Raw genomic sequence first — 12,447 nt, 5'->3', positions numbered from 1 at the left:
CTCCGAGGGCAGAATCGATGGTCGAGAATCAGGCGGCAGGAACGACTCCGATGGACGTCCATGAACTCTCCCGGACGCTGGTGGATATCAGCACCCGGAGCCAGGAGCTGGTCAACGAGTTCGTCACCCGCGAGCAGTCCGCCCATCGCATCGACATGGACGATGCCCTGCATCTGGTGGGGCTGTTCCAGCAGCTGACCAGCCGCATGGTGACCAACCCCGTGGAGCTGGCCCAGGGCCAGATCGCGTTCTGGCAGGACTACCTGCAGCTGATCAACAGCACGGCCCTGCGGATGCTGGGCCAGCCTAGCGAGAGCGTGATCCATCCCGCCCGGGGCGACAAGCGCTTTGCTCACGATGCCTGGGATGACAGTCCCCTGTTCGATTTCATCAAGCAGTCGTACCTGCTTGCGGCCGACTACGTCCATTCCACGGTATGCAACGTCGACGGGCTGGACGAGGCCACGGCGCGCAAGGTGGATTTCCACACCCGGCAGTTCGTCGACGCGCTGTCGCCGACGAACTTCGTGGCCACGAACCCGGAAGTGCTGGAGCGGACCGTGGAGACCGGCGGGCAGAACCTCCTGCGCGGCCTCCGCAATCTCCTGGACGATCTGTCGTCCGGCAACGGCCGCCTGCGGATCAGCATGACCGACACCGAGGCCTTCGAGGTGGGCCGCAACCTGGCGGTGACCCCGGGCAAGGTGGTCTACCAGAACGAGCTCATCCAGCTCATCCAGTACAGCCCCGCGACGGAGCAGGTCTACCAGAGGCCGCTGCTGTTCGTGCCGCCGTGGATCAACAAGTACTACATCCTCGACCTGCAGCCCGGCAACTCCCTGATTCGCTACATGGTGGAGCAGGGCCATACCGTGTTCGTCATCTCCTGGAAGAATCCCACCAGCGAGTACGCGGACATGGATTTCGAGGACTACATGTTCCTGGGGCCGCTGGCCGCCCTGGACGCCATCGAGCAGGCCACCGGCGAGCGCAGCGTCAATGTCGCAGGGTACTGCCTGGGCGGCACGCTGATGGGGGCCGCCGCGGCCTACATGGCCGCGCAGGGCGACGATCGCCTCGGCAGCATCACGTTCCTCACCGCCATGCTGGATTTCAGCTGGCCCGGGGAGCTGGAGATATTCATCGACGAGGAGCAGCTCGACAACCTGGAGCGGCGCATGGAGAGCCAGGGCTACCTGGAAGGCAATGCCATGGCCACCACCATGGCGACGCTGCGCGCCAACGATCTGATCTGGTCGTTCTTCATCAACAACTACCTCAAGGGCGACGACCCGTTCCCGTTCGACCTGCTTTACTGGAACCAGGACTGCACCAACATGCCGGCGCGCATGCACGCCTTCTACCTGCGCAACATGTACCAGGAGAACCGGCTCAAGGAGCCGGGCGGTATCGAGCTCGGGGGCGTGCCCATCGATCTGCAGCGGATCCGCACTCCGCACTGCTTCGTGGCGGCGCGGGAGGACCACATCGCCCCGTGGCATACCTGCTATCGCGGGGTGCACCTGATGCAGGGGGACAACCGCTTCATCCTGGGGGGCGCCGGGCACATCGCCGGGATCGTCAACCCGCCGGCCCGCGCCAAGTACGCGTACTGGACCAGCGATGCGACACCGCCCACGGGCGCCGAATGGCTGGACACGGCGACCCGCCACGAGGGCTCCTGGTGGCCGGAATGGAACCAGTGGCTCGTCGACCGGGCCGGCGGAACGGTGCCCGCCCGGACCCCGGGTGACGGCGGGTTGACGCCCATCGAGGACGCCCCGGGCAGCTACGTCAGGGAAAAGGCCTGACTCCCTCTCCGGGAGCGGGTGCACGGCGGGTTCGTGACCGCCGGAACAGGGGGTTGCCGTGCCGGTGGCGGAGTTCCGACTCGATATCTCCCGGGAGGAGATGCTGCTGTACTACGCCGGCCAGGGGTCCCGGGTGGTGGTCCGCAGCCGGGACGGCCTGTGGATCCAGCTCCCGGCCGGTCGCTTGCGTACTTTTGTGAACCATGACGGAGTTCACGGTCTCTTCCGTCTTTACTATGACGAGTCCGGGCGAATCGAATACCTGCAGAAAATTCGCGCATGACGCCCCTGCGCCGGGAAAGCCCATGACCGAGCCGGACCTGGAAAAACTCGAAGAACTACCGACGCTTCCCCGATTCGTGCAGGACATCCTGGCGGTGGTCAACGACAAGGACGCCCCGCTCGCGGACGTCGCCTCCGCTCTCGCGGTGGACCCCGGTGCCAGCGGCCGCATCGTGGCGGCGGCCAACGCCGCGTTCTTTACCGGCCATCAGCCCATCTACAGCGTCGACGACGCCGCCGTGCGGCTCGGGCTCAACCGGGTGCGCGTACTGGCGTCCACGGCGCTTCTCAGCGCCCAGTTCCAGCCCGATACCTGCCCCGCCTTCGACCAGGGGCGGTTCTGGCGGTCCAGCATGAACGTGGCCCTGTGCGCCAGCAAGCTGGCCAACTACGTGCCGCTGGAGACGGGCACGCCGGCCTCGTATCTCGCGGGGCTGCTGCACAACATCGGCGTTCTCGCCAATGCCTGCACCTTCCCCGAGGCCATGGGCCGGGTGCTGGCCGCGGCCGCGGACGAGGCGTCCTGCCTGGCGGCGGTCGAGGTGGATCATCTCGGCTTCGATCACTACCAGGCCGGCGCCGCGCTGCTGCGGCGCTGGCAGCTGCCCGAGGCCGTGGTGACGGCCGTGGGCAATCACATGGATCCGGCCTACCGGGGCGACTGGAGCCGCCTGACGAACATGGTGGGAGCCAGCGTGGACTGGTACCGGACCGGCTACCGCGAGCTGCCGCAAAGCCGGATCCTGCGCGGGATCTCCGAGTCGAAGCTGGAGAATATCGCCATGAGCTGCCGCCGGGAGGATGAGCAGCTCAAGTCGTTTGCCGCCGAGCTGGCCCGGGTGGCGTAACGGCGGGAAGGGTCAGGCGCGGGTGTCCACCAGCCGGCCCAGGGTTTCCATGGCCTCGTCCACGCTGTTGACGGCGCTCACGGATGCGCGCCCCAGGTTGGCATTCTCGGAGGCTTCCACCAGGGCGGTGTTCAGGTCCTCGTTGTCGCCGACATCGGCCGTAGCGCGGGCGACGGTCTCGGCGTTGCGCTGGAGACCCTGGTCCGCTCGCTGCAGGCCGCCCGCCGCGGCATTGAACGCGCTGTTGATGTCCATGGACACGCTTCCTCGTAGGCTGTACTGCACATTATCATCCCCCAGCGCCCGCTGTTTTGTGAACTGTGTCACGCCATCCGGTGCCCGTGACCGTTCTTGCCCCGGGGGCGGGGGCCTGCGCATAATCGGGCGCCTGCTGGACGCGGCGGAGCCATGAACCACGAGACCTTTGCCAGTCATGACGGCCTGCGCCTGTCCGTGCGCATTCTCGGCAGCGGCCCGCCGCTGGTGGTGGTGCCGGGCTGGCTGGGCGCGTACTCCGACTGGTACCCGGTCACGCGGCGCCTGGCGGACCGGCACACCTGCTACGTCTGGGAGGCGCGCCCCTACGTCGATGCCGCGACCCCGACCATTGACCGCATGGCGGCGGATCTGCGGGCGTTGATCACGGGCTTCGGCCTGGAGCGCCCGGTGGTCCTGGGGCACTCCATGGGCGCGCTGACCTGCTGGGAGTATGTGCGCCGCTTCGGTTGCGCGGATATCGGCGCCTTCTGCCTGGTGGACCAGGCGCCGCGGATGGTGACCGGTGACGACTGGTCCCTGGGACTGGAGGGCGGCTTTACGCCGGAGGCGAACCGCGCCTTCATCGACTGGATGTGGCAGGACTTCCCGGCCGCCGCCCTGGACCTCGTCGCGCGCAGCCGGCGCGCCCCCCCGGGCAGCGGCGCCGCCCGGCTGGAGGCCATGTTCCGGGATACACGCCGGCAGCGCATCGAGTCGCTGGACCCGGCGCCCTGGATCCGCGCCTGGGAGAGCTTCTCCTGGCAGGACTACCGCGAGGTCCTGCCCCAGGTACAGGTGCCGACGCTGCTGGTCTTCGGGGCGCAGAGCTTCTACGGGCTGGAGGTGGCGCGCTACGTCTACCGCCGCATGCCGGACGCCCGCCTGCGGATCCATGCAGTGGCCGGGCATTCGCCGCACCAGGATGATCTGCCGGGTTTTCTCGGTGATCTGCGGCAGTTCGCGGCCGGGGACGGCATCTACGCCGCCTCCCCCGAGGAGTGTTAAACTGATCGTTTTTCCTTGCACACTGGAATCGCTATGAGTGAACAGTCGCTGGTGGGCGTGATCATGGGCAGCAAGTCCGACTGGGACACCATGGGGCACGCCGACGAGGTGCTCACCGAGTTCGGGGTCGCGCACGAATGCCGCATCGTCTCCGCCCATCGCACCCCCGAGTGGATGGCGCAGTATGCCGGTGAGGCGGAAGAGCGCGGCCTGGAAGTGATCATCGCCGGCGCCGGCGGCGCGGCGCATCTGCCCGGCATGGTCGCGGCGCAGACGACGCTGCCGGTCCTCGGCGTGCCCGTGGAGAGCCGGACCATGAAGGGCCTGGACTCGCTGTATTCCATCGTGCAGATGCCGGCGGGCGTGCCCGTGGGCACCCTCGCCATCGGTACCGCCGGCGCGCGCAACGCCGCGCTGCTGGCCGTATCCATCCTGGCCAACAGCCGTCCGGAGCTGCGCCGGCAGCTGCATGCCTTCCGCGAGAAGCAGGCCCGGTCGGTCATGGAGGACAGCCTGTCGTGAGCGAGGCGATTCTCCCCGGGGCCACCATCGGCATCCTCGGCAGCGGCCAGCTGGGGCGCATGACGGCGTCGGCGGCGCGGCGCCTGGGGTATCGCGTGCATACCCTGTCCCCGGACCGTGACACGCCCACGGGGCACCTGGCCGACCGCGAGGTCACCGCTGCCTACGAGGATCTCGACGCCGTGGCGGCGTTCGCCCGGGACGTCGATGTCCTGACCTTCGAGTTCGAGAACGTCCCCTCCGCGACCACCGACTGTGCCGAGGCGCTGGTGCCGGTGCGTCCCGCCGGACGGGTGCTCCACGTCTGCCAGCACCGCCTGCGGGAGAAGCGGTTCCTCCACGATAACGGTTTCCCCGTGACTCCCTACCGCGAGGTGCCCGACCGCGCCGCCCTGGACGAGGCCGTTGCCGCCCTGGGGCTGCCGGCGGTGCTGAAGACGGCGGGCTTCGGCTACGACGGCAAGGGCCAGGCGGTGGTCCGCGACCAAGACGAGCTGGAAGCCGCCTGGGCGGGCCTGGGCGGCGGCGAGGCGGTCCTGGAAGCGCTGGTGGATTTCGACTGCGAGGTATCCGTGATCGCCGCCCGGAGCGTCGCCGGCGAGTTCGCCCACTGGGGCGTGGTGGCCAACGATCATCGCGACCACATTCTCGACGTGTCCGTGCCGCAGGCCGCCGTCGCCGAGGCGGTGCGCGAGCGCGCCGTGGCCGTGGCGCAGGGCATTCTCGAGGCCCTGGACGTGGTCGGCGTGCTGTGCGTGGAGTTCTTCCTGCGCCGGGACGGCGAGCTGCTGGTCAACGAGCTGGCGCCGCGGCCCCACAACTCCGGCCATTTCAGCTTCGATGCCAGCGTCACCAGCCAGTTCGAGCAGCAGGTGCGGGCGGTGTGCGGCCTGCCCCTGGGCAGCACCGAGCTCCTGCGGCCCGCCGCCATGGCCAACCTGCTGGGCGAGCTGTGGGACGGCGGCGAGCCCGACTGGAGCGCCGCCCTGCGCGACCCGGGGGTCAAGCTGCACCTCTACGGCAAGGCCGGAGCGCGGCCGGGCCGCAAGATGGGCCACCTGGTCGCCTTCGGCAGCGACCGCGACGACGCGCGCCGCCGCGCCGTCGCTGCCCGCGCCGCCCTGGGCGGCTCGTAAACCCGCCGACCACGATGCAACCCGACAAGGAACGCCTGAATGTGGTTCAAGAACCTGTGTCTCTACACCCTGGAGCAGGAATTCCCCTTCGACGCCGAGGGGCTGGATGAACGGCTGGCCCGGGACGGCTTCGAGTCCTGCGGGCGGCTGGACATGGAATCCGGCGGCTGGAGCCCGCCCCTGGGCGACGGCTCCGCGCAGCTGGTCCACGCCACCGGGCCGTGCCTGATGATGGCCCTCAAGGAGGAGAGCAAGCTCCTGCCCGCCGGCGTGATCCGGGAGTCCCTGGATGAGCGCGTGCAGGCCATCGAGGCCCAGGAAGGGCGCAAGGTGCGCAAGAAGGAGAAGGACCGGCTCAAGGACGAGATCGTCCTGGACCTGCTGCCCCGGGCGTTCAGTCGCAGCAAGCGCACGTTCGGCTACCTGGATACCCGCAATGGCTGGCTGCTGGTGGATGCGGCCACGTGGAAGAAGGCCGAGGAGTTCACGGAGCGGCTGCGCGACGTCCTGGGCACCCTGCCCGTGCAGCCGCCGGAGGCGGATACCGCGCCCCAGGCGGTGATGACCCGCTGGCTCACCCGCGACGCGCCGCCGTCGGATTTCACCCTCGGCGACGAGTGCGTGCTGGTGGACCCGGAGCTCGAGGGCGGCGAGGTGCGCTGCAAGCGCCTGGACCTGTCGTCCAGCGAGATCAAGAACCACCTCAAGGCGGGCAAGCGCGTCCAGCGCCTGGCGCTGACCTGGCAGGACCGCGTCAGCTTCGTGCTCGACGCCGACATGAGCCTCAAGCGCCTGCGCTTCCTGGATGCTGTCCAGGACGAGCGCGCCGAGACCGAGACCAATACCGACGCCGAGCGCTTCGACAGCGATTTCGCCATCATGAGCCTGGAGCTGGGCCGGCTGATGCCCCGCCTGCTGGAGGTGATGGCCGACGACCGGGGCTGAGCCGGCACCGTTCTGGCCGGAGTTTCCGTGATCGGGTGGAGCGCCTGTAGGAGCGACGTCAGTCGCGACGTTCCAGAGCCCGATTGCCTGCAACGGTCGCGGCTGAAGCCGCTCCTACACGGCTTCGGTGAAGCCTGTGCAGGATGCTGTGGGAGGGGCCTCAGCCCCGATATCCGGGGCGGCAGGCGCAAAGGGCTGGCAGCTCCGGAGTTCTCCTTGGCCGGTTGAAGGGCCGAGGGCCGTAGGAGCGACGTCAGTCGCGACCGTTGCAGTGCATCGGATTCTCTGGAACGTCGCGACTGACGTCGCTCCTACGGCGCACCGAATAGAATCGAGCCATTGCCGGTGCCGCGGAACCTTACTCCCTCAGCATCGGTCTCAGCTTCGGCCAGATATTGTCCAGGATGCGCGGCTGGGCCTCCGCGCGGGGGTGGATGCCGTCGTCCTGCATCAGCTCGCTGCGCCCGGCCACGCCGGCGAGAATGCGGGGCACCAGGGGGACGTCGTATTCCGTGGCAACATTGGTGAACGTCTCGGTAAAACGTTCGGTGTAGGCGCGGCCGTAGTTGGGGGGGATCCGCACCCCGGCGAGCAGCACCCGGGCGCCGTGCTCGCGCACGGTGGCCACGATGCGGCCGAGATTGCGCTCGATCTCCCCGGGGCTGATGCCGCGCAGCCCGTCGTTGCCGCCCAGGGCGACGATGACGATGCCCGGGGCGTGCTGCTCGAGCGCCGAGTCCAGCCGGCTCAGCCCCGTACGCGTGGTGTCGCCGCTGGTGCTGGCGTTGACCGCTTCCCAGGGCAGATCGTTGGCGCGCAGGCGTTCGTTCAGCAGTGCCACCCAGCCCTGATCGCGGTCCATGCCGTAGGCGGCGCTCAGGCTGTCGCCGAGAACGACGATGGTACGGTCCGCGGCGGCAGCCGGGGCCAGGACAAGCAGCAACAGGGCCGCTACGGCGAGCCGCAGCAGGAGCGTACGACCCATGGTGAATGACGGGCAGGGCAGTGTCTTGCGGGCGGACGGTCTGGGCATGGCGTTCCACGGTCCTGAAGGTGACATTCGACTGTTCCGGAACGTCGATCTTGCCATCCGTGGCGGCGAAACGCTTGCCATTCTCGGCGCCTCCGGCTCCGGCAAGTCCACCCTGCTCGGGCTTCTCGCCGGCCTGGATCTGCCCAGCGAGGGGCGGGTCTGGGTCGGGGACGCGGAGCTCACCGCCCTGGGCGAGGACGAGCGGGCCCGGGTCCGGGGCGAGCAGGTGGGGTTCGTGTTCCAGGCCTTTCATCTGCTGGGCGGGCTGACGGCCCTGGAGAACGTCATGATGCCGCTGGAGCTGGCCGAGCGGCCGGATCCCGCCAGGGCCGCCCGCCAGGCCCTGGAGCGCGTGGGCCTGGGCGAGCGCACCGGCCACTACCCCAAGCAGCTCTCCGGCGGCGAGCAGCAGCGCGTCGCCATCGCCCGTGCCTTCGTGGGGGCGCCGCGGGTGCTGTTCGCCGACGAGCCCACGGGCAACCTGGACCGCGCCACCGGCGCGCGCATCCAGGACCTCCTGTTCGAGCTCAACCGCGCCCAGGGGACGACGCTGGTGGTGGTAACCCATGACCCCGCCCTGGCGGAGCGATGCCAGCGCGTCCTGCACCTGGACGGCGGCCGGCTGGTGGCTGCGGCATGACGGCGGCGCGCCAGGGGTTCCGGCTCCTCCGGCGGGACTGGCGGGCCGGCGAGGTGCGACTGCTCGCCACCGCGGTGGTGCTGGCCGTGACCGCCATCACGGCGGTGGCCTGGCTGGCCGACCGTGTTGCCGCCGGCACCGAGGGCCGGGCCGCCGAGCTCCTGGCCGGTGACCGCGCCCTGGTGAGCGACCGGCCCATCGGCGACGGGCCGGAGGAGCTGGCCCGGGAGCTGGGCCTGGCGACCACGCGGACCCAGGAGTTCGCGAGCGTGGTACTCGCCGGCGACGAGACGCTGCTCACGGCGATCAAGGCGGTCGGCGACGGCTACCCGCTGCGCGGCGAGCTGCTGGTGGGCGACAACCTCGACGCACGGCGCGTCGCTGCCGAAGGTGTCCCGTCTCCGGGCGATGTCTGGGTCGACCCGCGGATCCTGCGCCAGCTCGGCCTGGACCCGGGCGACCCGCTCGACGTCGGCGCCACCACCCTGACCATCGACCGTGTCGTGTTCCTGGAGCCGGACCGCAGCAGCGGCTTCCGCAACTTCGCCCCGCGGGTGATGATGCACCGCAGCGACTTGCCGGCCACGGAGCTGATCCAGGAGGGCAGCCGGGTGCGCCACCGCCTGCTGGTGGCCGGTGACCCGGACCGCGTGGAGGCCTGGGAGAGCCAGGTGCGCCCGTCCCTGGAGCAGGGGGCGCGAATCGCGACCCCCGGCGAGCAGGACCCCGGCGTAACCCGCGCCATGACCGCAGCGCGGCGGTTCCTGGGGCTGAGCGCCCTGCTGACGGTGGTGGTCGGCGGCGTGGGTATGCTGCTGACCATCCGCCGCTACGCCGCCCGGCATCTGGACCGCGTCGCCGTCATGCGCTGCCTCGGCGCCACCCAGCGCCAGGTGGTGGCCATGCTCGGCTGGAAGATGGTGTGGCTGGGGCTGTTCGCCGGTCTTGTCGGGACGCTGCTGGGCTACCTCGTGCACGCGCTCATGCTGGCCCTGGTGGCAGATCTCCTGCCGCCGCTGCCCGGGCCGTCGTTGCGGCCCGCCCTGGTGGGTCTGCTCACCGCCCAGGTGATTCTCCTCGGGTTCGCCCTGCCCACGGTCCTGCGGCTCAAGCGCGTTCCGCCGCTGCGGGTCCTCCGCCGCGATCTCGGCGACGACGTCTACCGCGGCGGCGGTGTCTACGTCTTCGCCCTGGCCGCAGTCTTCGCCCTGATGTGGTGGCAGGCCGGGGATCTGCAGCTCAGCCTCTACGTCCTGGGCGCGGTGCTGGGCACCCTGGCCGCCCTGGCGGCGGCGGCCGCGGTGCTCATCCGCGTGCTGCGCCTGGCCCGGGGGCGCCGCGGTAACGCCTCGTTGCTGCTCTCGGGGCTGGTGCGGCGGCCCTGGACCGCGGTGATCCAGATCATGGCCCTGGGCCTCGGGCTGATGGCGCTGCTGCTGCTCACCCTGGTACGCAACGACCTGCTCGCCACATGGCAGGACGGGGTTCCCGACGATGCCGCCAACTACTTCCTGATCAATATCCAGCCGGGAGAAGTCGAGGAACTGACGGCACTACTGGACGACGCCGGGGTGGACACCACGCTCTATCCCATGGTCCGGGGCCGGCTGGTGGGGATCAACGAGCGCGACGTCCGCCCCTCGGACTACGAGGACCCGCGAACGCGGCGCCTCGTGGCACGGGAGTTCAACCTTTCCTGGCTGGAGCGCCTGCCCGAGGACAATCGCATCGAGGTGGGTGCGTTCTGGAATCCGGAACCGGCCGATCCGGCGCAGTATTCCCTGGAAGCGCGCATGGCCGAGCGTTTGGGTGTGGGTGTGGGCGATGTCCTGCACTTCAATGTCGCCGGCGAGCGCTACAGCGCACCCATTACCAATATCCGCTCAGTGCAGTGGGACAGCTTCAACGTCAACTTCTTCGCCGTGGCCGCGCCGGGCTTCCTGGACGATGCCCCGGCGACGTATATCACCAGCTTCTACCTGCCGCCGGAACGCTCCCGGCTGCTGGCGCGGCTGGTGGACGAGTTCCCCAGCGTCACGCTCATCGACGTCAGCGCCATCCTGGACACGGTACGCAGCATCATGGACCAGGGCGCACGCGTGGTGGAGCTCATGGCCCTGCTGACCCTGCTCTCGGGCATCGTGGTGCTCCTGGCGGCGCTGCAGGTCACGCGGGAGGAGCGCCAGTTCGAGAGCGCCCTGCTGCGGGCCCTGGGGGCGCGTCGGCGCCTGATCCGCCGGCTCGCGGTCACCGAGTTCGTGCTGCTGGGCGGCGTCGCCGGCCTGCTGGCCGGTGCCGGTGCGACCCTGGCCGGTGTTGTCATCAGCCGGCAGCTGTTCGACCTGGAATACGCCTTCAACCCCTGGTTCCCCCTCATCGGGGCAGCCACCGGGGCGGGCGTGGTGGCGCTGGCCGGGTGGCTGGCCACAAGGCGGCTCTACCGGGTCTCGCCCATGCGCTTGCTCCAGGACGCCGACGAAGCGTGAGTCGTCAAGGGCATTCGTTTCGGGGAGCCGCTTGGGCTACACTGCCGCCGCCATTAACTGCAATCCTTCTGGGAAGGTGCGTGTTACCGGGAGACCCATGTTGAATCGGGGATACTGTTTCGAGGATCTGGAAGTCGGCATGGAGGCCGGTTTCAGCAAGACGGTCACGGAGGCGGACCTGGCCAATTTCGCCGGGGTCAGCAGCGATTTCAATCCGCTCCACATGGACGAGACCTTCGCGGCCGATACCCGCTTCGGCGGGCGCATCGCCCACGGCATGCTCAGTGGTGCGTACCTGTCGGCGGTGCTGGGCATGCACCTGCCGGGTCCGGGGGCCGTCTACCTGGAGCAGTCGCTGCGCTTCCGCGCACCGGTGCGTATCGGCGACCGCGTCGTCTCCCGGGTGGAAGTGCGCGAGCTCATGCCCGAGAAGAACATCGTCACCTGCCGCACGGAAGCCCTGGTGGGTGACAAGGCCGTGGTAACGGGTGAAGCTGTGCTCATGGTGCCGTCAAGGGTGTAGCGTCGATGACCAGCAGCGAACGGCTGCGGCCCGATGCCTGGATCGGGGATTTCAGCGTGCCGGTGGGCAGCAGCCTGGCGCTCACCGTGGGACCGCTGTCGCTCAATGTGCACCGCAGCCCGCGGGAATGGCTGATTCGCCACCAGAGTACGGGCGAGCTGTACGCCGACGGCGTGACGCTGGAACGCCGCCAGGAGGCGCGCAGCGAGCCGGAGGACCGCAGCGAGCACCGGTTCGTGCTGACCGGCGACAGCACGGCCCTGCGCATCGCCCCGCGACTGCCGGACCGGGCCATCGTCTCGCGGCCGCTGACGCCGTTGAGCATTCCCGCCAGCGAGACGGCGCGGCTGTACCTGAGCTACCCGCTGTGGGTGACCGTGGCCGCCGGGGCGCCGGCGCGGGAGCTGCTGGAGTTTCCCAGCATGCGCCTGTCCGATACCTGGTTCGGTGACAACACCCTGGAGGGCGTGCTGTGCTATGCCACCCGCAGCCGCTGCCGGCTGGACCTGGCCGAGCATCCGCACCTGCCGTATCGCGCCATCACGCCGCTGGTGATCCGCAACCAGGCGAAGGAGACGCTGCTGCTGGACCGTGTCAGGCTGCCGGTGGCGACCCTGAGCCTGTACCGCGACGCCGACGGCCGCTTCTGGACCCAGGAGGTGACCCTGACCCGCCAGGCCGGGGGCGGCCTGGCCGACTTGGCCCTGGGCAGCGGCGCCCCGGCGGAGGCGGCCGGCGCCAGCCGCATTGCCGAGCCGCGGGAGGCACCGCAACGCAATACCCTGGTGCGGGCGTTCAGTGCCTTGTTCTAGCGCTGCGCCGTGAGCCGGCATGCCGGTGAGGTGTGTCGGGGCTGAAGCCCCTCCCACAAGGTGGAAGATCCGTCGTGGGAGGGGCTTCAGCCCCGACAGCAGCCTGGGGACCGGGGCGCTCGGCAGAGCACGGCGACAACGAAGGG

13 protein-coding genes are annotated in these 12,447 nt (G+C 69.6%); 11 read left to right on the top strand and 2 right to left on the bottom strand.

The window, feature by feature from the left end:
* Positions 1-50: 50 nt before the first annotated feature.
* The 3 genes from QWY84_RS01385 (at position 51) to QWY84_RS01375 (ending at position 2,941) form a co-directional block, all read left to right on the top strand.
* Positions 51-1,811: a PHA/PHB synthase family protein gene (locus tag QWY84_RS01385; RefSeq protein ID WP_290200656.1), complete on the top strand. Its 1,761-nt coding sequence runs from the start codon at positions 51-53 to the stop codon at positions 1,809-1,811.
* Between the two features lie 64 nt (positions 1,812-1,875).
* Positions 1,876-2,094, top strand: coding sequence for a DUF2835 family protein (locus tag QWY84_RS01380; RefSeq protein ID WP_290200655.1), 219 nt, complete (start codon positions 1,876-1,878; stop codon positions 2,092-2,094).
* A 22-nt stretch (positions 2,095-2,116) separates the two neighbouring features.
* Entirely contained in the window at positions 2,117-2,941 is an 825-nt protein-coding gene (locus tag QWY84_RS01375; protein WP_290200654.1) for an HDOD domain-containing protein, read from the top strand.
* A 12-nt stretch (positions 2,942-2,953) separates the two neighbouring features.
* Here the strand turns inward: QWY84_RS01375 and QWY84_RS01370 are convergent, their stop codons facing one another.
* Positions 2,954-3,196: a hypothetical protein gene (locus QWY84_RS01370; RefSeq protein ID WP_290200653.1), complete on the bottom strand. Its 243-nt coding sequence runs from the start codon at positions 3,194-3,196 to the stop codon at positions 2,954-2,956.
* Between the two features lie 153 nt (positions 3,197-3,349).
* On the opposite strand from QWY84_RS01370, the gene QWY84_RS01365 reads away from it, so the two are divergent.
* Genes QWY84_RS01365 through QWY84_RS01350 form a run of 4 tightly spaced genes read left to right on the top strand, consistent with a single transcriptional unit; the run spans position 3,350 to position 6,807 of the window.
* Positions 3,350-4,204 carry an alpha/beta fold hydrolase gene (locus QWY84_RS01365; protein ID WP_290200652.1) on the top strand — a complete coding sequence of 285 codons (855 nt, stop codon included), beginning with the start codon at positions 3,350-3,352 and terminating at the stop codon, positions 4,202-4,204.
* A 33-nt stretch (positions 4,205-4,237) separates the two neighbouring features.
* A complete protein-coding gene (purE, locus tag QWY84_RS01360) occupies positions 4,238-4,726 on the top strand; it encodes a 5-(carboxyamino)imidazole ribonucleotide mutase (protein ID WP_290200651.1) in 489 nt (162 codons plus the stop codon).
* Positions 4,723-5,862, top strand: a complete 1,140-nt coding sequence (locus QWY84_RS01355) for a 5-(carboxyamino)imidazole ribonucleotide synthase (RefSeq protein WP_290200650.1) — start codon at positions 4,723-4,725, stop codon at positions 5,860-5,862. The genes purE and QWY84_RS01355 overlap by 4 nt, the downstream gene beginning before the upstream one ends.
* Positions 5,863-5,901: 39 nt before the next feature.
* Positions 5,902-6,807, top strand: coding sequence for a recombination-associated protein RdgC (locus tag QWY84_RS01350; protein WP_290200649.1), 906 nt, complete (start codon positions 5,902-5,904; stop codon positions 6,805-6,807).
* 358 nt (positions 6,808-7,165) lie between these two features.
* On the opposite strand, the gene QWY84_RS01345 is transcribed toward QWY84_RS01350, so the two are convergent.
* Positions 7,166-7,792 (bottom strand): arylesterase, encoded by a 627-nt coding sequence (locus tag QWY84_RS01345; RefSeq protein ID WP_290200648.1) that lies wholly within the window; start codon positions 7,790-7,792, stop codon positions 7,166-7,168.
* On the opposite strand from QWY84_RS01345, the gene QWY84_RS01340 reads away from it, so the two are divergent.
* The 4 genes from QWY84_RS01340 to QWY84_RS01325 all read left to right on the top strand — a co-directional run bounded on the left by QWY84_RS01340 (position 7,791) and on the right by QWY84_RS01325 (position 12,301).
* Positions 7,791-8,480, top strand: coding sequence for an ABC transporter ATP-binding protein (locus QWY84_RS01340; protein ID WP_290200647.1), 690 nt, complete (start codon positions 7,791-7,793; stop codon positions 8,478-8,480). The two genes, QWY84_RS01345 and QWY84_RS01340, sit on opposite strands and share 2 nt — an antisense overlap.
* Entirely contained in the window at positions 8,477-10,966 is a 2,490-nt protein-coding gene (locus QWY84_RS01335; protein ID WP_290200646.1) for an ABC transporter permease, read from the top strand. Before QWY84_RS01340 ends, QWY84_RS01335 begins: the two co-directional genes overlap by 4 nt.
* Positions 10,967-11,063: 97 nt before the next feature.
* Entirely contained in the window at positions 11,064-11,489 is a 426-nt protein-coding gene (locus tag QWY84_RS01330) for a MaoC family dehydratase (RefSeq protein ID WP_290200645.1), read from the top strand.
* Between the two features lie 5 nt (positions 11,490-11,494).
* The gene (locus QWY84_RS01325; protein ID WP_290200644.1) at positions 11,495-12,301 is read left to right on the top strand and encodes a DUF432 domain-containing protein; all 807 of its coding nucleotides are present in this window, start codon (positions 11,495-11,497) and stop codon (positions 12,299-12,301) included.
* Positions 12,302-12,447 lie beyond the last annotated feature (146 nt).

It is taken from the genome of Aquisalimonas lutea (genome assembly GCF_030409225.1).
Classification (GTDB): Bacteria; Pseudomonadota; Gammaproteobacteria; order Nitrococcales; family Aquisalimonadaceae; genus Aquisalimonas; species Aquisalimonas lutea.
The sequence above is the reverse complement of the archived record's forward strand: the minus strand, read 5'-3'. Positions and strand labels throughout refer to the sequence as shown.